This window comes from Desulfothermus okinawensis JCM 13304, from assembly GCF_054654515.1.
The window spans coordinates 50,627-75,507 of the sequence record NZ_BAAIEW010000001.1; the positions used below are offsets into that span (position 1 = coordinate 50,627).

The following is a 24,881-nucleotide window of genomic DNA, read 5'->3' on the forward strand; positions in this document are numbered from 1 at the left end:
ATTACACAGTGGGACGATAGAAATAAAATTCCACCCTTCTGTTTTTTGCTCTATTTTTTTCAGAGATATTGGGAACAATGGGAAGTGTATCTGCATATCCTTCTGCTTTGAACCTTCTGGGATTAAATTTGCCCTTTTCAAGAATATATCTAAGAACTGCAGCAGCCCTGGCAGTGGATAGCTCCCAGGCTGAAGAATATTTTGTATTTTTTGCTTCCCTGTCATCAGTATGGCCTCTAATTGCCACCATCCAGTCATTTTTTTTAAGGAGTTTTATTATGGAATCCAGGACCTTTTTAGAGGAAGGAAGGAGGATGGCTGTTCCTTTTTTAAATATAACGTCACTTTGAATCCTGATTAAAACACCATTATCCTCTGCTGAAATATCCATGGGTGTGTTCTTTTGGACATCTGTTAGCATTGACTTTACCGTGAAAACCATACCAAGTACGTCTTTGTCCTGTTTTGTGAGTTTTACTTTGCTTTCATATTTAGATGGAGAAAAGGCAATGTATTCGGCTTCTTTTCTTTTTACTTGTACACCAAATGCATCTTTTATGGATCCCAACATATCCTTAAATTTTTGTATGTCCATGTTAGCGAAAGATAGGAGGAGCACAAAAAATGTCAAAAGAAGAGACATAAGATCAGAAAATGTCATGAGCCATTCTGGTGCCCCTTCTTCTTGTTTTGGTGGTGGTTCCCTTCTTGCCATATTTTTCTCTTAGTTATTTTTAATTTTTAAGTCTATATATAATCAGTTTTAAAAAACAAGGCAATAAGAATATTACCTAATGAAAAAAGGGGTAGAGATATATTTTAGGGCAATTAAAGAGACTGCTATGCCCAGGATTAATTTTATAATTGACGCAGGTAATTTTGATTGGAGTTTTGTTCCAACATAGATCCCTGCCATACCTCCAAGCCCAAATAGGAGACCCAGAAGGAAATCTGGTACTGTAGCAGGGTCACTGGAAAATGGTCCAAGGGAATAAAATAATGCGGCTAGTATAGAAGAAATCCAGGTAGAGATTAAAGTAGCCCCAGCGACAACCTGTACAGGTAGTTTCAATACCGCTACACAATATGGGGACATAATTGCTCCCCCACCAATACCATATGCCCCTCCTATGACCCCAGTTATGAGGGAGGGCACTAATACTGCCATTGGGTGGTAATTGATTTTGGAATTCGATGTTGCTATGGTAGCAGAAAATAGTTTAATTTTTTCTTCTACTACTTCTATTTTGTTCGGTTTTATTCTTTTTGAAGAAATGGAATCCATGAGGCATCTAGTTCCCAGATAGAAGAGGACCATACCAACAAAAATTTTAAAATAAATAGGGTTTGGTAGATACTTTATTCGTATCCAGTATCCCAGAAAAATCCCTGGTACAGTGCCAAGAACAAAGAGCAATAGCAGTGTCCAAGAAAGGCGCTTTTCCTTAAAGTACTGGTATGATCCAAGGGGAATTGAGGTAATATTGTAAATAAAGTTGGTTCCACTAACACCAGGGGTTGTGTATCCAAAAACACTCATTTGCAAGGGAAGAAGGATAAAGGCACCAGACACTCCTGCTGGAGAGACAATGGAAGATATAATAAACATGATAAGTGGTGGAATAAAAAGATAGGTGTCTATTTGAGACACTGGAAAATGAAAAGGTTCAAAAAGAAACATATTTTTGCCTCATAGGATGGTAAAGGTAGATATAATGGAATATTTTCAAGTTGTCCAATCAATTATAGAGGGTGTAAAAAGCATTATCCTGGATAAGGAAAAGCAAATAAAACTTGCGGTTGCTTGTTTTTTGGCAAGGGGACATCTGCTTATTGAAGATGTTCCTGGCACAGGTAAGACCACTCTGGTCAAAGCAATATCAAAACTACTAGGTTTAGAGTTTAAAAGGATTCAATGCACCAATGATCTTCTTCCTGGAGATATATTGGGCTCATATGTATTTAACCCTAAAAAAAGAGAGTTTTTCTTTCACCCTGGTCCAATATTTTCCAATATAGTGTTGGTAGATGAGATAAACAGGGCAACACCCAAGACACAAAGTGGATTACTAGAGGCAATGGCAGAAGGACAGGTAACCATAGAGGGAACTACCCATGTTTTGCCAAGACCCTTTTTTATTGTTGCAACTCAAAATTCTGAAGAACAGGCGGGGACATATCCATTGCCAGATTCTCAAATTGATAGGTTCATGTTTAAAATAAAGCTTGGATATCCGTCCAAAGAAGCAGAAAAGTTGCTACTAAAACAAGGTGATAGAGATGTTATGTTGAACTATATTAAACCAAAGATAACAAGGGAACAGGTGTTTCAATTACAGATAAAAGTAGATGAAGTGGTGACCTCAGAGGCAATAATTGATTACATTGGAGAGGTAGTTGAATATACCAGGAATTCTACTCTGTTTATGTCAGGACTATCCACCAGGGCATCTTTTATGTTGCTTCGTTCTGTTAAGGCATGGGCATTAATTCACGGCAGAAATTTTGTCCTCCCAGAAGATGTAAAGGAAATGGTCTACTGGGTGGGTAATCACAGATTAAAGCCCAAAGACTATGAAACTAATTCCCAAGAAATTATAGAAAAATTGCTTAAAACAATCCCCATACCTTGAGGGTTGTCGGTGAAAAAGATTAAACTACAGCCACAAATAGTAAAAAATATTCTGTATGGTCCACCCCCTTATAATTCACCAGTTATTTTGACCCATAAAAATATCTATATCCTCCCGTCAAAAATGGGATTAATCTGGTTTTCCCTTTTGAGTATAATGTTTTTAATTGGACTGAATTATAGAAATAACATTGTATTAACTTTCTGTCTTTTCCTAATAGCCTTTTCAATGGTATCTATTATCTATACTTTTTTTCAGCTATATCATCTAAAAGTTTCTTCTCCTGGCAATGGAAGGGATTGTTTTATGGGGGGATTTAATGAATTTTGTCTGTATCTGCAGGAAAGTAGAAGTAGAATAAGGTATTTAAAAATCAGGACAGAGGATTTTTCACAGGATTTTATCTTATGGCCAAATTCTAGTCAGGTGGTAAAGTATATGGTCAGATCAAAAAAAAGGGGGATTAGATGGGCCCCAAAAATTTCAATTATATCATATTACCCATTGGGTATATTCAGGTGTTGGACAGTGCTTAGATTCTCAGATCAAGCCCTGGTGTACCCAAAACCAATTCCCCACCCAGGAGTAAATTTTTTAAAAAATCGGGATTCAGTTCTATTGGAAGGAGATTCTGGATCTGGTGTAGAAGATTTTCTTTCTCTGGACAAATACCAACCTACAGATCCTAGCTCAAAGATATACTGGAAGATCTATGCAAAAAATAACAAGTTAATAAAAAAAATATTCCATGGAGGAGAGGGGAGCACAATTATCTGGCTAGATCTAAGAGATTATATTCAATATGGAATGGAAAAGGCGCTTGGAATCCTGTGTTTTCATGTAATAGAGGCGTCAAAAAAAGGCCAAATATATGGGCTAAAGCTGGATAAACTGGTAATAGCACCTGACCTTGGAGAAAAACAAAAGCAAAAATGTTTGAAAGCTTTGGCCAGGTATCCCCATTTTTAGGCTTAAAAAGTGAATAAAATAAATTTTATTAAAAGCAACAAGATAGTGTTTGTAGTTTTGGTATATGGATATTTTTCTTTGTTGTTTTTTTTAGACTTACGCATAAGTGTTATGTTTTTTGTCATGGTATTTTATGGGTATGTTCATTTATTTCATCCTAAATTGGCACCTGATTTTTTTAAAAAGATTTTGCTTGGTCTAGTTGTAGGTTTTCTATTTTTTGTGTATTTCCCAAGTTTTATCTCCCTGGATGTATTTGTTGCTTTTTTATCCCTTATGTTAGCACTCAAGACTTTAGAATTAGAAAAAAAAAGGGATCTGTATATCTTGTTATTTTTGAGTTCTTTTTTGCCAGTGGCCACTGCGTTATATGATCAAAGTTTATGGGTTTTTATTTATATCCTGGGGTATGTTTTTCTATTTCTTGGGGTACTGTATTTTATTACAAACGAACATATCTCAAATTGGAGAGTCTTTTTGGCTGAAGGTGGGTCAATCTTTTTGTATTCCATGCCATTGGTTTTGCTTTTATTTTTCCTTTTTCCAAGGCTTCCCCACGCCTTTTTGGGCTTTTCAAAAAAACATGTTGGGATATCTGGTTTGTCCCAAGAGATAGAACCAGGTGTCATTTCCCAGTTAGTCTTATCAGACAAAGTGGCCTTTAGGGTCAAATTCGATACCATCCCTTTCAATATAGACCAATTATATTTTAGGTGTGGAGCTTATGAGGCATTGAAATATGGTGGCGCCAAGATAGTAGAAGTTAGAATAAATAAGTTCCCTTTAAAGGTAATTACAAAGCCGTCCTACTATAGAATTTTTCTTGAACCAGGCTCAAGATTTGTTCCATTCTTGGAAATGACCAATGAGATGCCAAAATTGCCAGGTATTTCATTGTATGAAGGCCTTTTTTATTTAACCAATAAACAGATAACATCTCCAATAGGATACAAGTTAAACCATATTAGCACATATGTATTAGGTGCATCTACTCCAATGGAGAAAAAAAGATGTTTAGATGTAGAACCTTTTGAAAATCCAAGGACCCAAGAGTTGGTAAAAGCCTTGAGAAAACGGTCTTCAAGTGTGAGAGAGCTTATTAGTAGCCTATCAAGGGTTTTCTCAAGGGGTTTTTTTTACACATTAGATCCGCCAACATGGCCTAAACATAATCCCATAGATTATTTTCTTTTTGTAACAAAAAGGGGCTTTTGTGAACACTATGCAGTAGCCCTAACTTATATGTTGAGATATGCAAAGATACCTGCAAGGGTGGTGAGCGGCTACAAGGGTGGAGAATTAAATCCCATTGGAAATTATTTAATAGTTAAACAGTCCTATGCCCATGCCTGGGTAGAAGCCTATGTGGACGACCTAGTGGGATGGATAAGGATAGACCCCATAGATTTTATTCCAAGGGAAAATATGGATAAATCAATAGAGGAAATTGAAAAAGGAATTATTAGAGACTACAGGGTCCCATCAGTTCTTAGAGAAATTATTTCCATATGGGACTTTGTAAACTACAAATATAGGATATGGATTGTGGATTATTCTTATAACAGACAAATCTCTTTATTTAAAAAATTGGGATTTGATATTACAAGGTCCTGGTATATTGTGGGGTGTTTAATAGGAGTTGTTATTTTAATTGTTCTCACATGTATATTTTTTGTGTTTTCCAGGCCAAAAAAAGATAGTGTACATGATTACTTTTTAATCTTTCTCGAAAAATTGGACAAAAAGGGATTAAAAGTAGACACAACATATGGTCCAGTTGAGATAACTTGTCTTTTGAGATCAAAAAATGAAACATGGGTGGATAAGGCGTTGCTAGTAATTGAATTGTACATAAAAATAAGATATGAAAATAAATATATGGAAGAGGATGTAATCCAGTACATGAATTTAATTAAGGATTTTTAATATGTTTTCTAGTAAAAAGTTGGGCCTTGCGTTGGGAGAAGGTGGAGCCAGGGGGCTTGTTCACATTGGAATATTACAAGTACTCAAAGAAAATGACATTAAGGTGGATATAATTGCTGGCACCAGTATAGGAGCTATAATAGGGGCCATGTACTGTGAGGAAGAAAATCCATATGAGGTGGAGAGTAGGTTTAAGGATTTTATAAGCAGTGATTTATATGAAGATATTGGATTTATAAATTTAGAGAGACGGGGCAACAGGCAACCAAGTTTTTGGGACCAGATTTATTCCAGGGTCAAAGGGACCATAGCCCTTACCATGGCTCAAACAAAATTAAGCATATTAGACAATAAAAAGTTTAAAAAGATTATGGAGTTTTTGATAAAGATTAAGACATTTGACCAGTGTAAGGTTCCTTTGGTAGTGGTTGCCACCGACCTCATATATGGAAGGGACATCCCCTTATGTGTAGGGGATCTAAGGAAGTCTGTTATGGCAAGTGCTTCTGTCCCTGGCTTTTTCCCTCCTGTGAAAATAGGTAACCACATATTAAGTGATGGTGCCATTGCGTGTCCTGTTCCTGTAAAATATGCACGGCTAAACAACGATACAACTGTGGTTAGTGTAGCAGTTCCTCCTAAACTAAAACCCATTGAAGAAATTGAAAACGCTGTGGAACTTTTGATTCGAGCAGAAGAGATAAATATGCATCACTTAACATGTGAGATGGTAAAAAGTAGTGATATATCGATTATCCCTGATATTGGTGATATTGAGTGGAATGAATTTCACCACATAGAATCATTGGTTGAAATAGGAAGGAAGGCTGGCAAAGAGTTAATAGCCAAACTCCATAAAAAGAATAGGTTTATTAAACGTTTCTTCTAAATTGCTACTTCTAAATGCAGTACATTCCCCTTTTCGTCCTTTGAAAAAAAGTAAGAAAATTTGTCTGTTATCTTTTTTATTAAAAAGACCCCCATACCCCCTTCAGCAGGAAAGTTGTGGTCTGGCTCAGGTAGTGTGTGGGGGTCAAATCCTTTACCAAAATCTATTACATGGAGAACAATTTTTTCTGGATCTAGCCATATTTTTATTTTTAATTTCCCAGGTTTTTCTTTTGGGTAAGCGTGTTTTATTACATTAGAGGCAGATTCGTATATGAGTAATTCCAGGGAATAGAGTATTTCTTCTGAACATTTGTCAAGATAAGGGTGTTTTGTGAAAATTGCTTTGGCAAAATGCCCAATTGCAGGAAGATAGTAAAGCTGTGCTGGAACTTCTAAAAAAATATCTGGCTCTTTGTTTGATATGTCCATGTTTCTTTCCAATTTGACTATTTGTTTATAAATTCAGGTGGTTGTCCTGTGGAAGCAAGTACTGCCTTCCAATAAGGGGAATTTACATTCAGTTTTCTCCTCTTTTTGGTCACAAGGGACAGGGGCAGATACACAAATTTCTCCATTAATTTAGTGACAACCATATTAGTTTTTCCTGCCATGGCAGCATGAACTGCATGTTGTCCTAAAAATGCACAATATACTCCGTCATTTGCATTTGCTGGGACTGATCTGATTATGTAGCTTGGATCTATAAATTTTAAGGTGATTTGGATATTTTGTTTTTCAAAGTATTTTTTTATCCTTTCCCTGAGTAAACCACAAATATCACCTAAAATTGGATTACCTGATGGATCCACTGGAATCTTTTCGTTGTTTTTTTTCATTTCCCTCTGCCAGAGATCCTGACCTGCACCTTCTGCAACCACTATAACTGCATGACCCCTCTCCGTTATCCGCTTTTTTAAATATGCCAGAAGTCCATTTTCTCCTTCAAGTTCAAATGGTTGCTCAGGTATTAAAACAACATTGACATCCTTTTGGGCCAATGTTGCCTCGCTTGCAATAAAACCAGACTCCCTGCCCATTAGTTTTACCATACCGATTCCATTGGGTGCCCCTGTGGCTTCTGTATGGGCGCACCTAATAGCTTCAATGGCCTTTGTTACAGCTGTGTCAAATCCAAAGGAGCGGGGGACAAAGTAGATGTCATTGTCAATGGTCTTGGGAATACCAACAACTGAGATCTTCATCTTGCGTTTTTTTATCTCTTTCCAGATGGCAGAAGCTGCCTTCATTGTGCCGTCTCCACCAATCATAAAGAGCACATTTATGTTCATCCTCTCCAGGGAGTCCACTATTTCTTCTGGTGGCTGATGGCCCCTTGATGATCCCAGGATGGTTCCCCCAAACTCGTGGATTTGAGATACATTTTCTGGTGTTAGTTCCCAGACACTGTGACCATACTGGGGTAAAAAACCTTGTAACCCGTAACGGATGCCAATGGTTGCAGCCACCCTATACTGGTGATGGGCCTCCATTACAATGGATCTGATCACGTCGTTTATTCCAGGACAAAGCCCTCCACAGGTTACAATGGCGCATTTTGTCTTTGATGGGTCAAAATATAGATGTTCTTTGGGGCCAGCTTCTTCAAATACAAAATATCTCTGGTTTGGGTCTTCGGCGTCAATAACCTCTTCTGAGACATATAGATTTACTTCTCCAATCTCAGATAAAAATGGTCTTAATTGTTCTGGCACAGGAATCTTGGCTTCGCCTAAGGAGTCTATTTTTATCTTTTTGGGCTTTATGGTTGGCATTTATCTCTCCTTTTGTTATTTTTATTCATTAATTGGGAAGGATAAAAGAAAACTTTTTATTTGACAAGACCATTTGTTACTTTTCACTTATATAGCCTAGCTTTGCTCTGGACTTATTAAGCTTTATAATGGGTTTTTATTGAATAATTTTTATGGGTTGGTTAAAGTCTTTAACAAAAGGAGGTCATTATGGAAGTTGTAAATATCAAGACAAAGAAGAGGGAAGAGCTCATTGATATAACCAGAGAAATTAAGAAAATAGTGTCAAAGAAAGATTGGGAAAATGGTATCTTGTATGTATATTGTCCCCATACAACAGCAGGTGTAACCATAAATGAATCAGCTGATCCCTCTGTTGCCTATGATATTGAACACAGTTTAAAAAAGCTAATACCAATGTCTAACCATTATAGACATGTTGAAGGAAATAGTGATGCCCATATAAAATCTTCTCTAATTGGGTGTTCTGTGAATTGTTTTCTTGAGGGAGGTAATTTAGTTTTGGGAACCTGGCAGGGAATTTTTTTTGCAGAGTTTGATGGTCCTAGAAATAGAAAGGTCTATGTGAAATTTTTAAAGGGATAATGGAGATAATATGGACAAAAAAGCCTCTGTATTTAAGGAAAATTACGAAATATATTTAAGTAAGATACGAGAACTTGATTTTTTTAGTATTGCGAAAAAACTAGGTCTAAAGATGGAAGGAGAATCAATTTGTGTCCCTTTTTTCAATAAGAGGATTATGGTAAACAAGTCTAATATCCTGGATGAAAGCAATAGACAACCCATGTATTCTGAATGTGTGGTCATTGCCAAATATTTACTAATGGCTCAGGAAAATGTTCCAGAGCCAAGGGAATGGGTAACTTACAAAGATTTTAAGGATGCAGCTCCATTTGCAGCGGCCTTTTCAAATAATGTAGAGAGGGCTATTGAAAAACGTTTTTCAAACAGGATAAATAAATTAAGAGAAGCTGGTGAAAAATTGGGAGGCAAAGTGGTTGATGAGATAGACCTTTCATATGAATTGATCATGAAGTTCTTTGTGCTTCCTGGATTCCATCTCCTTTTGGTTTTCAATGACCAGGATGAAGAATTTCCTGCTGATGCCAGGATACTTTTCCCTGATAACAGCGACAAGATATTGGATATGGAGTGCCTGGCCATTTGTGGATGGCTTCTATCTGATTATTTATACATCTTAAGTGGGGGCAAGGGATTTAGTATAATGTGATTTTTTAAATGCCAAAAAGAAGTCTATTTTTCTTTTTCTGCCTGTAATCTATCTCAACTTCCAGCATAAGCCTATGGATTTGAAAGTGCTCCCATTTATCTTTTTATTTTTAAGAGGCTCACTTTTGATTTTCCCATCCACCTTTTGGAAAGTGGAGAAGATTGGTTTAATCTCCTGGCTAATTTCTTTATGTATTCACAAGATGCAAACTAAAAAATTTTTATTTAATTAGGTATTTATCTTTGAATGCCTAGGTGGCCGTCTCAAGAAGTGAATTACGCCTGTTTAAATAAGTTTAGTTAGTTATAAAAAGAGTGCTCACTAAGAGGTTCTTTGCTGAAAAATCGTTGACATTATTATATAGTTGTATATAAAGTGGATAAGATCACAAAATTCTATAATATTTTTCGATTTAAATCACTAAATTTGAGGATTGGGAGATGATCAGGCGGATACTTACAGACAAAATCATGGCTAATTTATATAAAGGAAGAATAATAATTGTGTATGGTGCAAGACAGGTTGGTAAAACAACTCTTTTAAAGCAAATAGAGGCCAGCCTCAAGACTGAAGTTTTGTGGTTAAATGGAGATGAGCCAGATGTTAGAAGTATATTTGAGGATGCTACGTCTACTCAAATTAAACTAATTATAGGTAATAAAAAGACAGTTTTTATAGATGAAGCTCAACGGATAAAAAATATAGGGCTTACATTAAAGCTATTTGCTGATAATTTCCCTGATGTTCAGGTAGTGGTAACTGGTTCATCGAGTTTTGAATTAGCTGATAACTTAAAGGAACCATTAACAGGCAGGAAAATAGAATATTATTTATACCCCCTTTCATTTCAGGAATTGGTAAATCATTATGGATATCTAGAAGCTAAACGAAGATTAAATTTTATTTTAAAATATGGTTTGTATCCAGAAGTTATTGTAAGTCCTGAAAATGCAAAATCTATATTAATGGGTCTAACTGATAGTTACCTTTATAAAGATCTTTTAATCTATGAAGGAATTAAAAAACATTCATTGCTTTCAAAAATTCTTCAGGCACTTGCTTTACAAATTGGAAGTGAGGTCTCATTCTCAGAGATTGGACAACTTGTTGGGGCAGATAAAAACACTGTAGAAAAATATATAGACTTGCTTGAAAAATCTTTTGTAATCTTTCGCCTTAATGCTTTAAGTAGAAATATGCGAAATGAAATAAAGAAAGGGAAAAAATTTTATTTTTGGGATATTGGTATTAGAAATGCTTTAATTGTTAATTTTAATGAGGCTAATTTAAGATCTGATATTGGAGGTATATGGGAAAACTTTATAATAGGAGAAAGAATAAAATTCTTAAAATATAACGAATTATATGCTAATGTATATTTTTGGCGTACAGTAACTCAAAGTGAAATTGATTTTATCGAAGAAATGAATGGTGTTTTTAATGTATATGAGATAAAATGGAATTTTAAGAAAAAGAGATTGCCAAAAATGTTTAAAAAGACTTATCCTGTTGAAAATTTTGAAATAATAGATAAAAGTAATTTTGAAAAAATACTACTATTACCTATATAAAGAGTGTAAATCCTCATCTGTTAGAACTTTCTGAGAGGAATATGAATAAGAAAAAGAAAATAAAATGGTTCGAATTTGTGGGTGACTTTTGTCAGATTATTTATATATTTTAAGTGGGGGTAAGGGATTTAGTATAATGTGATTTTTTAAACATCAAAAAGAAGTCTGTTTTTCTTTTTCTGCTTGTAATCTATCTCAACTTCCAGCATAAGCTTTTCTTGCATAAGCTCATGTATTTCTTTTGCGTATACCTTTCCTTTGGAAAGGTCTTCTTCCATTAATAACTTTTTCCATCTATTCTGTATTTCTTGCTTTTTCCTGAAGAGTTCCTTTATTTCCTCATCCAATTTTTTTATCTCCTGATACAAGGATTCGTCTTTTTGGTTTTTTAGACACACCTTGTTTTTCCTCCTTTTTTGGGGATATGTTTTTGATTGTTGGTAGTGATTTAAAATAAGTCCAATAGGTTGGCCACAATTTTGTTATTTCTCCAGGATTTTTCAATAGTATTTCATACCCCATTAAAGAGATTAAAGACAAGGCAATGCTCCAGCTGGGAGTAGGGGAGAAAATTTCTATTTCCCTTTTTGTTTTTTTGTTTCCTTTTTTGTAAATAGATAGCTTGTCTCCTGATAATTCAAATTCCATGTTAAGAGCAGTTAAAATGTATCTAAGGTTCTCATGTTCGGATGAGGGGATACCGTTAATCTCTGCCTTGTTCGCCAGTACTCCCAAGGACACTGCAAGGGGTAGAAGTCTATCATATCCTTTTAGATTTAATTTTAAAAAATCCAATTTTTTGTTTCCTGATTTTAACAATATTTTGTCTTTTTCAATAATGATATTTGCATTAATGGACTTTAAAAGTTTAAGAAAAAGGGATCCATCTGTAAAATTTACGGGATATGAGCCTGCTATTTTAGCTTCACCTCCACAAATTATCACTGTTGCAAGTAAATATGAACTTAGCTCAGGATCGAGAATATGGTACATGTCCATTTTATGGCTTTGTGTGGGAAATACTGTGATTTGGTCCTTACCTACGATAAATTCAATTCCCAGCAAATTGAATATAAAAAATATTCTATCAATAAACAGATTATTTAAGTTCCTGTTGGGGACGGATATAGTGATTTTATCTAAATTGTAAACAACCGTGGATATCAATAGGGCAAAAAAGGCTGGATCTGGAATTTCCTCTGGTACAATGAGGGTGTCATTTATTGTGCCTGTTGCTTCAATTCTTATGGGTAGGCCATAACTCCCTGGTATGAGGGGAGCAATCCTGGATCCCATTTGGGGGAGTAGGGAAAAAAGTGGTCTCAGATCCAAAGACTTTAGGTTTGAATCCCCAGTAAATTTACATATCCCAGGACTTGATATGGCTGCAAAGATGAGTAAATAAAGGTTTAGTTCATCCTCCCCTGTAAAAATGGCCTTTTTGTTGAAAGCCAGAGCACCACCCTGTTTTCTATAAAGTTGATCCCGATCCCACGTAAATGAAGAGCCAAGTGCATTCAATGCCTTTATTAACTGGTAAATTGAATCATTTAGTACAAGGTGTTTAATCTCTATGGGGAAGTTTTTTAATGCAGCCAAATAAATAAAAAATCTAGTAAGGTATATGTCAAATGGGCCTGAAAGGTCTATGCTGACAGGCTTATGTGTATATGGCCTTAGTTTAAAAGTCTTTTCCTCTTCCTTTTCTGCCAATTCATAGGCCAAATTATTAAACTGATTATATAACGCCCTAAGTGTCTTTGGGTTAATGGAGAGGTTCTTAGTTTTATTACTCCAGATCTTCCATAGACTGCCTTCCAATTCACTGTCTGAAATGGGTGCGTTTTTTTTCTTTCTCTCTTTTAAATAACTCGAATAGATTAGAGTCCTTTTTATTAATAACTCCAATAGATCTTCATCCAACTCAATTAAATCCTTCAATCTTTCCCTTTTCATTGAAACTCCAATTTAACAAAAGGTTTTTTCATATATGTGGTTCACTTTGAAGGATGTTAAATTTTTAACCATACGTCAACTTTATTTTTTGTACTTTTCAAGGGCTTTTGCCGCAAGTTTACTGAAATATGGATCTTTAGACTTGGCAGCCAGTTGCAAGAGTTTTAGACCTCTTTTTTTATCCTTGTTTGTGTCTACCAATAAATTGCCAAGGTAATATAATAGTTCAGGCCGATATTTTGAATCCTCTGGCATAATTTTATAAGCTTCTTGGTACAATTTCAGAGCTTTATTTTTGTTTCTTCCAGCAAACCACGGTAGAACTTCCCAGAATCGTCCCAAAGCAACTATTGGTGTTCCATCTAAGTACTTTTTATTTATTTTATATGCAGTTTCAAAGGCATGCTGGGTTTTGCCTTTTAGGCCTTCCCTCAGGGCGGTGAGTATGGATACTCCGTCTGAATAGTTTCCAACGCAGAGTCCATAGTAAAAATAACCTTCAACACCATTGGGATTAAGTTTTATGGCCTTTTCAGCATATTTCATTCCCATTTTCCCAAATTTTTTACAAATTTCTTTCCAATTTTTTAGATATTGTTTTTTTGAATCTTCTGCATATTCCCTGCAGGCCATTGCAGTTTTCCAATTGACTTCATAGCTTGAAGGATTTTGGTCAGCTAGTTTTTTGTAATCATCAAGTGCTTGTTTTAATACTTCTAAATTGTTTGTCTCTAAGTACTTCTGGTAAAGGGCATCAGCATGCTTTAGACCTTCTATAGATTTTGCAAAAATATGGGTTGACTGACCAATCAGTAAAAACAAAATTACTAAACTTACTGTTTTTTTTAACATTTTTTCCCTCCTGGTTTTTTTGGGTTTGTATATTTATAGTATAGATTTCTTTTTATAGCAAGATTTGTTGTGGTAGATGTTTGTCTATCATTTTTTTGTGCAGGTGACAATTTACTGTTCCATAGCTATTGACTAGTGAGATTAAATAAATGTATCCAACCAGCTGAGGAGTTTGTATGGATACCATATTTTTGTACACAGTTATAGGACTGATTTTTACTTTTACTTTTGTTAATGGTTTCCATGATGGTTGTAATGTTGTTGCAACTATTATAGCTTCAAGATCAATGAAGCCCAAGAGGGCCCTTATATGGGCAAGTATATTTGAATTTTTGGGGGTTGTATTCTTGGGTACTGCTGTTGCTAAGACAATTGGAAAGGGTATTATTGATCCTTCAGTTGTAGAGCATGGTTCATATGTCTCCTTGGCTCTTATTTTTAGCGGAGTGTTTTGTGCCCTTTTGTGGAATGTGGTTACCTGGGTGCTTGCACTACCGTCAAGTTCCTCCCACGCTCTAATAGGTGGTCTTGTTGGTGGAGGCATTGGAGCATATGGGATAAGTGTGATCAATTGGAATATATTATTATTTAAGGTTATATTGGTCATGTTTATAACACCAATTGTTGGTATGCTTGTTGGTTTTTTATTGACCAGGTTGTCTTTTAGACTTTTTGCTAACTTTCCTCCTTCTATAAACAATTTTATTAAACACATACAACTCCTTAGTATGGGTTTTTTAGGTGCATCCCACGGGACCAATGATGCCCAGAAATCAATGGGACTAATAGCACTGGTGCTTGCTAGCTACGGTGTAATAGACCATTTTTATGTACCCAATTGGATTATCTATGGTTGTGGATTGGCTATATCCTTGGGTGTTTTGAGTGGTGGGTGGAGACTTATTAAGACTATTGGATTTAGGATATTCAACCTGGAGCCAATTCACTCCTTTAATTCCCAGCTGGCTGCTGGGACAGTTATTTATTTATCGGGTCTTTTTGGAAGCCCTGTGAGTACTTCCCAGATTATGAGTTCATCTATTATGGGTGTTGGCGCGGCCCATAGATTTAAACAGGTGAGATGGGAGGTGGCAAAGGACATATTTCTTGCCTGGTTCATTACAATACCAGTGGTTTGCCTTGGTGCCATTTTACTTTATTGGTTGATTGCTTATTTCTTTAAATTGGATCAGACTAGCATGTACTTAGTAATGAAAAAAATAAAAATATTCATGGGAATTTTATATGACTCTATTTAGATTTTCTAAGAAAAAAAAATGGGATTTTTTTAAGTTGCTTAGCATGCAGATGGAAAAGACACATGATGGTTTAAAACTATTAAATGATTATTTTAAGATATATCAACATGATGCAGTGGACAAGCTTTGCCAGTTAGAACATGACGCAGACGAATACAGAAGGTTTATTGTTGATGACCTAAACCAGACTTTTATAACTCCAATTGATAGAAAAGATATATATTCCCTATCACGCTCAATTGACGATGTAATGGATTTGGCCAAGATAATAGTAGAGGAAATTGAAGTATTGGAAGTGAAGCCAAATCAATATATGCAGATGATTTCTAATAACTTGATGCATGCATCTTCTAAATTAAATGATTCCATAAAACATCTAAAAGAGCGTCCAAATCTATCAAGGGAAGCTGCAATAAGGTCTAATTTGTTATTAAATAATCTACAACATCTCTATTTTGAAGCCATAAAAGACCTCTCTGAATCAGATAGGGAAATATCTTATCGATTTAAATTAAGGGAAGTATTTCACCGGCTCCTTGAGCTCGCTAAACAAATCAAATCAACAAATAATATCCTGTTGGATATTATAATTAAGACCTATTAGTCCATGGACAACTCAAAAATTAGGCATATTAAAGTAAATAGCAGATCTAGTGGAAGGAAGCTATTTCAATTTTTAGAGGATTTGTTGGATAAACAGGTTCCTAGATCGGCATTAATGAAGTGGATCAGGACAGGGCAAGTTAGGGTAGATGGAAAAAGGGCAAAACCCTTTGACAGGCTGGAGAAGGGACAGGTTGTACGTATACCTCCATTTAAAATAGATAAGAGGAACATATTGGATGAACAGGATCAAAATCCTTTTGTTTTAAAGAAAATACATGAGGACAAAGAGTTTTTGGTGTTATACAAACCACCTAATTTAGCCACTCAGCCTGGGAAGAATATTGAAGATAGTTTATTTCACAGGTTAAAGAGAGAATATCCAGAAAATACTCCCTTTTTGGTACATAGGCTCGATAAAGAGACATCTGGTATCATTATTGTGGCAAAGACCTTTGAATATTTAAAACACCTACAAAATCTATTTTTGTCAAATAGGATTCAGAAAATATATCTTGCATGGGTACAAGGGAATACCCAATGGGACAATTGGTCCATGATCAAGGATAACTTTATTGAGCACCGAGATAGCAAAAAAAAGAGGGTAGAGGCTATTAGTTTCATTAAGACCCTAAAAAACACCCAGGGATACAGTCTTGTTGCTGTTTTGATAAAAACAGGACGCAAACACCAGATTCGTATTCAGTTGAGTCTTAGAAATCACCCCATTGTGGGGGACTTAAAATATTCTAAAGTAAAAAGCAGAAAAAATTTACTTCTACACTCGTATCTTATGAAATGGGACAGCCGTTTGTTCTCTTTCCTACCCAAACATTGGCGAGGCAGATTTAAAGTGGATTCATCAGATGTAGCAAAGATATACCCGCTTCCCTTATAATCTGCCAATGAAAAGATTTAGCTCTATTGTCCAATAAATAGAATGGGAAGGTAGGATCTCTTTTAATTGTGTAACTCAGGTATAGCAGATTTTTTGATTCCCAATCTGCTAAACCATGATGGATGTTTTTTTATAAATTTCCATGAGTGTTCCAGGTCCTCTTTTGTATGGGGTTCCAAGGTGAATGTAGGAGCTAGGTCTAATAGTTCCAATCCAGCAAAGAGCTCAGACCAGGGAATGCTTCCAACTCCTAGGCCGAGGTGTTTGTCTGCTACACCATCATTGTCGTGTAGGTGCATGTGTCTTAAATAAGGAGCCATGGTCTGTATCCACAAAGACATATTTTGATATCTCATGCCACCACTGTAGCTGGCCCAATGCCCCACATCAAAACAGAATTTTACATTCAGGTGGTTTAGTTCTGAAAAAAGATCAGATAAAGGACGGGGATCATATTCCCTTACATTTTCTAGATATAATGGGGGATGATCTGGCCACTCATTGTGCACCAGTTCCCAGGTTTCTATTGCCCTTTTTAGCCATGTGGAAAATAGCTCCAGGTAAAGGGGAATAAAATTGGCGTGGCCTACCATGTACTTGGGCCTATATATCTTGGCAACTTTTAGTGCAGATATAAGTCTCTTCCTGGTGGCTTCTAGTATATAATCATCTATACTTCCAGGTTGTAAATCGTGAAAAGGTAAATGTATGGAACACACAAGACCAGCATTGAAGATCTTACTGGCAGTCTCCATATGCCACTTCTCATTTATTTGATCTATTGAAATGGCATCAACACCCAGCTCAGGGTTAATTTTGTGGGAAATAAAATATTCAAGATAGGTCTTGTCCCTATATATATATCTTAAAGGGAGGTTTACAAAATACTTAACCATTATGAGCCCCTCTTGTCTTTAGATGCCAGTTACAGTTATTTTTCCCTTTATTTTTGCTAGATTAGTATCTATGACCACAAGACTTACATTTTCACCCTTTTTGATGGAAAAAATATCCTTTTCTTCCAGGGGATATCTATCCTTTAGCACTACAACCCTATTATTTATACACCATGGAATTAATCGTACATGGTATAGACCATGTGGTAACCTTATTTTACTAGAAGAGTCAAGAGATATAATAAGCTGTTTTTTTTCATTTTTTAGCTGAAGGTATGGTTTGGGTATGGGATGGACGACTATTTTAAAGGACAAATTAGACTTCCCATGATCCTCTACCACAACATCACAAGTCCACGACTTTTGATCTTTTAATGTGCTTATGTATCTTGAAATAAAAAAATCTTTGTTTAATATGATATCGCTGTATAAATCCTGTCCTGAATTTTTTCCTGCCCTTGTCAAGTATCCCTTTAAGTTTATTACCTCATCTCCTGATCCATTTAATAATCCTAAAAGAACTAATCTATCTCCTTCATAGGCATATAGGGTCTCTCCCTTTGGGACAAACAGGAGTTGGTTATTTACTTGGCAGACAAAGATATTGTTGTTTTTTGGATAAATACATCTATTTTTATTATAAGTGTTGATAGTCCATTTTTTTACTTTTTTTCCGTCAATACTCAAAAATACACTTTTTTCTTTTGAGTGGGGGATACCATTTAATGTAAGCAGGTTTAATTCCCTGATATTACTGTATGAAATACCAATCGCTAAACCAAACTCATTATTAAGATTTAGAGTGTTCAATGAAAATTTAGATAATGGAAAAAGCTTGAGCTTTTTTTTGTTTGTTACATCTTCCCCATCTAATAATATTTTAATTTTTTTGATAATGTTTTCCCTTGAGTTAAAATAATTTCTCACATCTGATAGCTCAACATTTACACCAAGCTCTGAAAGTACAAATTTACATGCCCTTAACTGGATTTTTGTTTTCCATTTAGTATCTTTTATATCTTTGCTAACTTCTATTGCAAAGGCAGGTTTTTCTAACTTTGTGAGGGTATAATAACTAAATGATTTTTTTTGTTCAGGATATCTTGTAGTTGGAGAGATTGTTTCCATATCGAAAATTTTAAATAGATAGTTTTTGTTTTTTATTAACTGGTTCAGTTTGGAAACTGCTGTTTTGGCGGTGTATCCAAGCAAAATATTATTTCTGTAATTTTTAGTATCAATAATAAAGGATTGGCCGTATCTTTCTGGATTTCTCAACTCATCAATATAGACCGAGCTATAGAATCCAGATCCTTCATGGAGATGAACAAGCCCATCACTAAAAGAAGCCACAAGTTTTATGGCTCTGGCAAGGTGATCTTCATAGAATTTATTGTAATATTTATCAAATCTTCTATTAAGATCTACGTTAATTCCCCTTAAGTAAGATAACAGAGATGGGACATTGGCCCTGGGTACTACTATTAAATTGCCTTTTTTAACTTTTGAATGAACCAGTGTTTCTGCAGTAATTATGCCGCTGATTTCATCCCCTTGTATACCTCCTTGAACCATAATAGTAGGGCCTTTGCTCTCTCCTTTTAAAAAATAGCATTTAAGGGGAAAACTGGTATTTCTAAAAAAAACAACTTCTCTCAAGGTGCTTCCATAACAATTGAACCCAAGGATCAAAAAAAATGTTATAAATATAGAGGCTCTCATAGGGGTGACCATGTTTCCAATAGTATTTTGTAAGTGTCTTTTAATGGATAAACAATTATGGTCTTCACACCAATATCATTATGTTTTTGACTTTGATATTCCTGTAAAAATCTTATTACAAATCCCTTTTTATGGAGGGATATATTTATATTTCTAATATTGATTTTTATTTTAGAACTATTGTCCCAGATCCTTTTTTTGTGGTTCAAAATGGATTTAATTCCTTTAAGTTTATTTTGTTTGGCATTTTTATCATAAAATTGAGCATAAAGCTCATAATTTTTTTGTTCCCATACATGTTTCCATTCTTTTAAAAAATTTATAATTTTGTCAGAATGATAGCTTAGATATGATGCCTCTAAATTAATAGGTAAATTTATCCATTTGGATGCCACTATCTTATAGTTTCCATTTATTTTCATCCAATATATTTTTTTTAAGCCCTGTGATAAAAATTTTGGACTCCTGTAAAGCTCAAAAAAGTACGTCACAACATAGTATGGTCCTTGTAATATTTTGAGATCAGAAATAAAAATATCAATCCATTTATATTTTTTAAAATAAAAAAGTTTTTGATCCATGAATTTTTTAAATGGTATTCGTGCGGTCTTACTAAAGGATAGGGGATCATAGAAGGTAAAAAATTCACGGTCTTTATTTTCCCAATCCTTTATCCATTTATTTATTTTTTCTTGAATATCATTTATCTCTCTTACTATATATTTATTTTGATTTTGTTGGATTACTTTGGATCCAATTAGAATTGGTGTTAGGTGTGGCTTGATAAAGGCCCCTAACTTTTTTAATGTTGATGTTTTAATTGCTATGCATCCCTTTGTATCATATGGAACAAGTTTTTTCCCCCTTCCATGAAGCCATATACCTCCTCCATCTTTATCAAACAATTTATCAATTGGATTTGGGTAGTCAGTGGCATAAGCCAGATTTCCATAAAGAACAAAGTCCAGAGGACGGTGGATTTTTTTTGTCAGAAAATATATACCTTCAGGGGTCTTTTCATCGCCTTGGGAAAATTTATCTCCGTTATTTGCCCCTGTGGAACAGGGTACTGTTGTGATTATATTAATTGTGCCATTGTATTCTATTAAATAAAGCCTTTGTTTGTTTTTATCCACAACAAAGAAATGTTTTGGAAGATATTTGTGGGGAATTATTGTAATAGGTTGAGATATGGCATTATTTAAAAAAAATAGGAATGTGCCTAGAACTACTGTTACTATGGATATAAGAGTTTTGACGATATTCATTTGATAAATGTTTTAAGATGTCAGTTTCAGCAGTTGTTCCCTTGTAAAAATGGAATCCAGTTTAATACCTTGTTTTTCTATTTTTTCTCTTCCACCTTCTTCTCTATCAAGTACACATAAAATAAGATCTACCTTTAGACCTGCATCTTTTAGCCGTTCACAAGCAGTTAAGGCACTGCCACCAGTTGTAATTACATCTTCCAATACCACCACCTTGTGGCCTTGTTTGAAATTTTTTAGCCCTTCTACATAATTTTTGGTACCGTGGCCCTTTGGTTTTTTTCTTACAATTAGGCCTGGAAGAGGTCTTTCTTCCATATATGAAATAACTGTTACAGCAGTTACCAATGGATCAGCACCCAGGGTCATTCCTGCAACCCCTCCTACATCCTCAGGCAACATATGAAAAAACAACTTTCCAATTAAGTAGCTGCCTTCTGGATGTAGTGCTGTGGGTTTGCAGTCAAAATAATAATTGCTCTTCTTTCCAGAGGTAAGGGTAACTTCTCCCTCTATGTATGATTTTTCCATAAGAAGTTTTGCAAGCCTGGCTTTAAGTTCTTTCATACCACTTTCCTGTTTTTAGTTCTCAAAGACCCTGTGGTAAATTTCATCTTCATGTCTCAAGTAATATTTTATATCGAAAAGGGAATCTATTTCCTCTTTGCTTAGATATTTTGTAATATCTGGGTCCATTTTAACAAGGTCGTAGAGCGCTACTTTTTCATTCCATGCCCGCATGGCCTGTCTTTGTACCATCTCATAAGCCTTTTGTCTCTTTAGACCTTTTTCAATTAGCGCTATTAAAATACGCTGAGAGAAAAAGAGGCCAAAGGATAGGTAGAGATTTCTCTCCATATTTTCTCTGTTGACTTTTAAATTCTTCAGGACATTGGTCATCCTATTTAGCATATAGTCTATTAATATGGTTGAATCGGGCATTATAACCCTTTCAACAGATGAGTGCGAGATGTCCCTTTCATGCCAAAGGGCCATATTCTCCAAAGCCGCAATACTATTGGTTCTAACCAATCTGGCGAGACCACACAAATTTTCAGCAGATATGGGATTTTTTTTATGGGGCATTGCCGAAGAACCCTTCTGCCCCTTTGAGAAACCCTCCTCTACCTCAAGTACTTCTGTCCTCTGTAAGTGCCTTAGTTCCAGGGCAAGTCTTTCAATTGTTCCACCTATCTGTGCAAGTACACTGAAGTAAAATGCATATCTGTCCCTTTGAATAATTTGAGTGGAAATTGGATCAACCTCTAGGTTTAATAATTCACATGCTATTTTTTCTACTTCAGGGAGCAGATGGGCATAGGTCCCCACTGCTCCTGATATTTTCCCAACACTGATCTCCTCTAGAGCCTGTTTCCACCTGGTCTTTTGTCTCTTGAACTCTGCATAAAATGTAGCCAGTTTCAAACCAAAACTTGTTGGTTCTGCATGGACTCCGTGGGTCCTCCCTATTACCACCAGGGATTTATATTTATAGGCCATTTCTTTTAGCTGAGCCAAAATTTTTTTAAGATCCTCTAAAATAACCTCTCCTGCCTCTTTGAGAAGTAAACTGTTTGCAGTGTCAACAATGTCAGATGAGGTGCATCCAAGGTGGATAAATCTGGACGCTGGCCCTACCTTCTCCTCCACAGCAGTCAAAAAGGCAATCACATCATGCTTTGTTACTTCTTCAATTTCCAATATTCGCTTTAGGTCAAAATCTGCCTTAGACCTTATCTCGCTCATCTCTTTGTCAGGAATATATCCCAATTTGTGCCATGCCTCGCAAACTGCAAGTTCCACATCTAGCCATTTTCTAAACTTATTTTCCAATGACCAAATATCTCCAAGTTCCTTCCTTGTATATCTCTCAATCATGAAAACAGCCTTTTATTAATCGTTTTTTGTGCTTTGGGTTGAAGTGGATGTGGTTTTGCTGGTTTCTGTGGTAGATGCCGTTGGCTTGGAGCCATTTCCATTTTTCCCATTTCCACCATTACCCATGCTTGATGTCTTGGACCTTCCATAATCTGTGACATACCAACCTGATCCCTTTAAAATAAAAGAGGTATTTGATATGAGCCTCTTTGCCTTAGCCCCGCACACGCTACATGTAACTTCCCTATCTTTGAAGTCCTTTTGCCATTCCTCAAATCTGTGTCCACAAGATGTGCATTCATATTCATAGATGGGCATAATAAATCACCTCCTTTTGAAGTTACTAACATTTTTGCTGCACTTAAGTAAGTAAGTCCCATCAACAGATAGTCAACAATGGTAGGACATCTCATTTTTGGGGCTTAAGATTTTCTTGTTTCCTTGGCCTCTTTAATCCTCAGTTTCAATCTCTTTCTCCTTCTTCTCCTTCTCCGGTCAAGCTCTTTTCTCCTCTCAATTTTTTTGTGTCTTGCCATATTATTACATCCTCCTTGCTGAAATTTGGTTGAGCACAATTAATTATCAGCTATATGGTTGGTTGTCTAGAGCTAGATAGATACCAATTTGTATTTTCTTTGGCCTATACCTAGACTTTCAGCATATTCAAGACAATATTCTCCCTGGGTTTTGGGATGAATTGCCTTGAACTTGTCTAGATACTTAGAAGGATCTTCTCTGTACTGACCGACATTGTTTGCATAAGCTTTGTTCACAAGATCTAAACATGCCTGGTCAAGGGCAACTGGATCATAAGAAAGAGCCACACCTATATCTGGGCAAATTGGTGCATCACTAAAACCAACACAATCACACACAGGTGACACCTGAATTATGAAATTTATATGGAGTATGGGTTTTTTGAAATTGGATACAAATGCTGCAAAATATTCAACAAGTCTCTCTAAAAATACCTTTACATCTACTTTCCAATTAACATCCAATGCATTATTTCTACATGCCAGGAGACAGTTGGCGCATCCAACACATCTTTCATGGTCAACCCAAATCTTGTTCTCATCATCTAAAGATAATGCACCTGCTTCACATGACTCAATACATCTGCCACAGCCAATACAATTTTTTCTATTGACCTTAGGCCCAAGACCGCAGTGTTGCTGCATCTTTCCCCTTCTTGATGCGCCACCCATGCCAATATTTTTAATAGCTCCTCCAAAGCCAGTTAATTCATGTCCCTTAAAGTGGCTTAAGTTTATTATTGCATCTGCCTCAAAAAGATCCCTGCCAAAGTAGTATTGCTGAAAGTGTTTTCCTGCAAAGTTTAGGGTAAGCTCATTAGTACTTTTAATGCCGTCAGCTATTATTACTGGTGCTCCCACAATAGCAGGATCAAATCCATGTTGAGCGGCCCTTAAAACATGGGAGACAGCCTCTCCCCTTTCTCCTACATACAGTGTGTTTGTGTCAGTTAAAAAGCATTTTGTCCCCGCTTTTTTGAGGAGCTTTACAATTGGTTGGACCCATATGGGAGATATAAAGCTAGTGGTACCCTTTTCTCCAAAGTGCATTTTAATAGCAACCAGGTCTTTGGGTTCCAATTTTGTTAAAAATTCAGATCTGTTAATTAATTTTTTTATTTTTTTCTCATAAGGTGCCTTGTAAGATGTCCTTAAATTCCAAAAAAATACTTCACTGGCCATAATCTTCCCCCTTTTTGTTTACAGATCAAAAAAACCTGATAGATTTTCCATAAAATCTATTGTTATATTTAGGTTGAGAGCTTTCAAATACTTCATTACTATTGTCTGTTTTTTTTCAAAAATCTCTCTTTCTCTATCTAATATATGTAGCTTATACTCTCCATCCATTATTCTTATTCTAAAATTTTTAAGTCCTGTTCTTAATATATAGCTTTCAGCCCTATTTATTACATCCAAGATTTTGGGATTAATCTTTGTGTTATATGGAAATCTTGTTAAAAGACAGGGCCGTGACGGAAATTTATTTACAGGTAAGCCCAATTTGTATCCCAAGAGCCTTATTTCATCTTTAGACATCTCAATCATTTTAAAAGGACTGAAGACTTTCATCTCCTCTATTGCATTCATGCCTGGCCTGTATTCTTTGGTGTCATCTATATGTGATCCTTCAATTATTATTTTGTCAGGAAATTTTTGCTTAATCCTGCTGAATAGATGCTTTTTGCAATAATAACACCTTGTTTTTTTGTTTTCCTTGACTTCTTTTATGTGTAATAGATTAATCTCAAACTCACTATAATCAAGGCAAATATCTTTAAAAATCCCATTGGCCCATTCTTTCTCATACATAGCAATATGATTTCCTTTAAAAAATACTCCTTTAAACTTTAACTTATAAGTAGTTATGAATTTAGCCAGAACTGTGCTATCCAATCCTCCTGAGACTGCAATAATCCCAGGTTGCAGATGTTCCAATATTTTTTTTAATTTTTTTATTTTTTGAGAAAAAACCATGATTTTGACTTTACTTTAACCCATTGATATAGTCTAGGAA

General features: G+C 35.5%; 25 protein-coding genes. 10 read left to right on the forward strand and 15 right to left on the reverse strand.

Translation table 11 applies throughout. From position 1 onward, the window contains the following. Nucleotide 1 precedes the first annotated feature (1 nt). Nucleotides 2-715, reverse strand: coding sequence for an OmpA/MotB family protein (locus ACYQ0O_RS00265; RefSeq protein ID WP_459889539.1), 714 nt, complete (start codon nucleotides 713-715; stop codon nucleotides 2-4). A gap of 72 nt (nucleotides 716-787) precedes the next feature. Continuing rightward, nucleotides 788-1,681 carry a sulfite exporter TauE/SafE family protein gene (locus ACYQ0O_RS00270; protein WP_459889541.1) on the reverse strand — a complete coding sequence of 298 codons (894 nt, stop codon included), beginning with the start codon at nucleotides 1,679-1,681 and terminating at the stop codon, nucleotides 788-790. A gap of 16 nt (nucleotides 1,682-1,697) precedes the next feature. Between ACYQ0O_RS00270 and ACYQ0O_RS00275 the strand changes: the two genes are divergently transcribed. The 4 genes from ACYQ0O_RS00275 to ACYQ0O_RS00290 are packed head-to-tail and all read left to right on the forward strand — an operon-like array spanning nucleotide 1,698 to nucleotide 6,417. After that, a complete protein-coding gene (locus ACYQ0O_RS00275) occupies nucleotides 1,698-2,633 on the forward strand; it encodes an AAA family ATPase (RefSeq protein WP_459889542.1) in 936 nt (311 codons plus the stop codon). Between the two features lie 9 nt (nucleotides 2,634-2,642). Continuing rightward, nucleotides 2,643-3,602 carry a DUF58 domain-containing protein gene (locus ACYQ0O_RS00280; protein WP_459889544.1) on the forward strand — a complete coding sequence of 320 codons (960 nt, stop codon included), beginning with the start codon at nucleotides 2,643-2,645 and terminating at the stop codon, nucleotides 3,600-3,602. A 45-nt stretch (nucleotides 3,603-3,647) separates the two neighbouring features. Further along, nucleotides 3,648-5,528 carry a transglutaminase TgpA family protein gene (locus tag ACYQ0O_RS00285; protein WP_459889546.1) on the forward strand — a complete coding sequence of 627 codons (1,881 nt, stop codon included), beginning with the start codon at nucleotides 3,648-3,650 and terminating at the stop codon, nucleotides 5,526-5,528. A 1-nt stretch (nucleotide 5,529) separates the two neighbouring features. Further along, nucleotides 5,530-6,417, forward strand: coding sequence for a patatin-like phospholipase family protein (locus ACYQ0O_RS00290; RefSeq protein ID WP_075067892.1), 888 nt, complete (start codon nucleotides 5,530-5,532; stop codon nucleotides 6,415-6,417). Here the strand turns inward: ACYQ0O_RS00290 and ACYQ0O_RS00295 are convergent. Then, complete coding sequence (locus tag ACYQ0O_RS00295; protein ID WP_459889548.1) at nucleotides 6,414-6,848, reverse strand: ATP-binding protein; 435 nt, start codon at nucleotides 6,846-6,848, stop codon at nucleotides 6,414-6,416. The genes ACYQ0O_RS00290 and ACYQ0O_RS00295 overlap by 4 nt on opposite strands. 17 nt (nucleotides 6,849-6,865) lie before the next feature. Then, complete coding sequence (locus tag ACYQ0O_RS00300; RefSeq protein ID WP_459889550.1) at nucleotides 6,866-8,191, reverse strand: ATP-dependent 6-phosphofructokinase; 1,326 nt, start codon at nucleotides 8,189-8,191, stop codon at nucleotides 6,866-6,868. Nucleotides 8,192-8,380: 189 nt separating this feature from the next. Here ACYQ0O_RS00300 and ACYQ0O_RS00305 point away from each other — a divergent pair, with 189 nt between their 5' ends. From ACYQ0O_RS00305 to ACYQ0O_RS00315, 3 genes are all read left to right on the forward strand, one after another. After that, the gene (locus tag ACYQ0O_RS00305; RefSeq protein WP_162506479.1) at nucleotides 8,381-8,776 is read left to right on the forward strand and encodes a secondary thiamine-phosphate synthase enzyme YjbQ; all 396 of its coding nucleotides are present in this window, start codon (nucleotides 8,381-8,383) and stop codon (nucleotides 8,774-8,776) included. Between the two features lie 10 nt (nucleotides 8,777-8,786). Then, complete coding sequence (locus ACYQ0O_RS00310; RefSeq protein WP_459889552.1) at nucleotides 8,787-9,425, forward strand: DUF3786 domain-containing protein; 639 nt, start codon at nucleotides 8,787-8,789, stop codon at nucleotides 9,423-9,425. Nucleotides 9,426-9,895: 470 nt separating this feature from the next. Continuing rightward, nucleotides 9,896-10,996 (forward strand): ATP-binding protein, encoded by a 1,101-nt coding sequence (locus ACYQ0O_RS00315; RefSeq protein WP_459889554.1) that lies wholly within the window; start codon nucleotides 9,896-9,898, stop codon nucleotides 10,994-10,996. Between the two features lie 146 nt (nucleotides 10,997-11,142). Here ACYQ0O_RS00315 and ACYQ0O_RS00320 read toward each other — a convergent pair whose 3' ends face one another. The 3 genes from ACYQ0O_RS00320 to ACYQ0O_RS00330 all read right to left on the reverse strand — a co-directional run bounded on the left by ACYQ0O_RS00320 (nucleotide 11,143) and on the right by ACYQ0O_RS00330 (nucleotide 13,804). Then, a complete protein-coding gene (locus tag ACYQ0O_RS00320; RefSeq protein WP_075067889.1) occupies nucleotides 11,143-11,343 on the reverse strand; it encodes a hypothetical protein in 201 nt (66 codons plus the stop codon). Continuing rightward, nucleotides 11,336-12,952 carry a 3-phosphoshikimate 1-carboxyvinyltransferase gene (locus ACYQ0O_RS00325; protein ID WP_459889556.1) on the reverse strand — a complete coding sequence of 539 codons (1,617 nt, stop codon included), beginning with the start codon at nucleotides 12,950-12,952 and terminating at the stop codon, nucleotides 11,336-11,338. The genes ACYQ0O_RS00320 and ACYQ0O_RS00325 overlap by 8 nt, the downstream gene beginning before the upstream one ends. Before the next feature lie 81 nt (nucleotides 12,953-13,033). Further along, nucleotides 13,034-13,804, reverse strand: a complete 771-nt coding sequence (locus tag ACYQ0O_RS00330) for a tetratricopeptide repeat protein (protein ID WP_459889558.1) — start codon at nucleotides 13,802-13,804, stop codon at nucleotides 13,034-13,036. Between the two features lie 176 nt (nucleotides 13,805-13,980). Here ACYQ0O_RS00330 and ACYQ0O_RS00335 point away from each other — a divergent pair, with 176 nt between their 5' ends. From ACYQ0O_RS00335 to ACYQ0O_RS00345, 3 genes are read left to right on the forward strand one after another with little or no spacing between them, the layout of a single operon-like run. Continuing rightward, nucleotides 13,981-15,063 (forward strand): inorganic phosphate transporter, encoded by a 1,083-nt coding sequence (locus tag ACYQ0O_RS00335; RefSeq protein WP_459889560.1) that lies wholly within the window; start codon nucleotides 13,981-13,983, stop codon nucleotides 15,061-15,063. Next, the gene (locus tag ACYQ0O_RS00340) at nucleotides 15,050-15,667 is read left to right on the forward strand and encodes a DUF47 domain-containing protein (RefSeq protein WP_459889562.1); all 618 of its coding nucleotides are present in this window, start codon (nucleotides 15,050-15,052) and stop codon (nucleotides 15,665-15,667) included. The genes ACYQ0O_RS00335 and ACYQ0O_RS00340 overlap by 14 nt, the downstream gene beginning before the upstream one ends. A gap of 3 nt (nucleotides 15,668-15,670) precedes the next feature. Beyond that, entirely contained in the window at nucleotides 15,671-16,564 is an 894-nt protein-coding gene (locus tag ACYQ0O_RS00345; protein ID WP_459889564.1) for an RluA family pseudouridine synthase, read from the forward strand. A gap of 62 nt (nucleotides 16,565-16,626) precedes the next feature. On the opposite strand, the gene ACYQ0O_RS00350 is transcribed toward ACYQ0O_RS00345, so the two are convergent. From ACYQ0O_RS00350 to larE, 8 genes are all read right to left on the reverse strand, one after another. Then, the gene (locus ACYQ0O_RS00350) at nucleotides 16,627-17,460 is read right to left on the reverse strand and encodes a sugar phosphate isomerase/epimerase family protein (RefSeq protein ID WP_459889566.1); all 834 of its coding nucleotides are present in this window, start codon (nucleotides 17,458-17,460) and stop codon (nucleotides 16,627-16,629) included. An 18-nt stretch (nucleotides 17,461-17,478) separates the two neighbouring features. Then, complete coding sequence (locus tag ACYQ0O_RS00355; RefSeq protein WP_459889568.1) at nucleotides 17,479-19,119, reverse strand: M99 family carboxypeptidase catalytic domain-containing protein; 1,641 nt, start codon at nucleotides 19,117-19,119, stop codon at nucleotides 17,479-17,481. 59 nt (nucleotides 19,120-19,178) lie between these two features. Then, nucleotides 19,179-20,450: a L,D-transpeptidase family protein gene (locus ACYQ0O_RS00360; protein ID WP_459889570.1), complete on the reverse strand. Its 1,272-nt coding sequence runs from the start codon at nucleotides 20,448-20,450 to the stop codon at nucleotides 19,179-19,181. 12 nt (nucleotides 20,451-20,462) lie between these two features. After that, nucleotides 20,463-21,017, reverse strand: coding sequence for an orotate phosphoribosyltransferase (gene pyrE, locus ACYQ0O_RS00365; RefSeq protein ID WP_459889572.1), 555 nt, complete (start codon nucleotides 21,015-21,017; stop codon nucleotides 20,463-20,465). Between the two features lie 15 nt (nucleotides 21,018-21,032). Then, nucleotides 21,033-22,328 (reverse strand): adenylosuccinate lyase, encoded by a 1,296-nt coding sequence (gene purB, locus ACYQ0O_RS00370; RefSeq protein WP_459889574.1) that lies wholly within the window; start codon nucleotides 22,326-22,328, stop codon nucleotides 21,033-21,035. 15 nt (nucleotides 22,329-22,343) lie between these two features. After that, nucleotides 22,344-22,646, reverse strand: coding sequence for an FmdB family zinc ribbon protein (locus ACYQ0O_RS00375; protein ID WP_459889576.1), 303 nt, complete (start codon nucleotides 22,644-22,646; stop codon nucleotides 22,344-22,346). A 290-nt stretch (nucleotides 22,647-22,936) separates the two neighbouring features. Next, nucleotides 22,937-24,046 carry a DUF362 domain-containing protein gene (locus tag ACYQ0O_RS00380; RefSeq protein WP_459889578.1) on the reverse strand — a complete coding sequence of 370 codons (1,110 nt, stop codon included), beginning with the start codon at nucleotides 24,044-24,046 and terminating at the stop codon, nucleotides 22,937-22,939. Between the two features lie 18 nt (nucleotides 24,047-24,064). Continuing rightward, the gene (larE, locus tag ACYQ0O_RS00385) at nucleotides 24,065-24,841 is read right to left on the reverse strand and encodes an ATP-dependent sacrificial sulfur transferase LarE (RefSeq protein ID WP_459889580.1); all 777 of its coding nucleotides are present in this window, start codon (nucleotides 24,839-24,841) and stop codon (nucleotides 24,065-24,067) included. Between the last annotated feature and the right edge of the window lie 40 nt (nucleotides 24,842-24,881).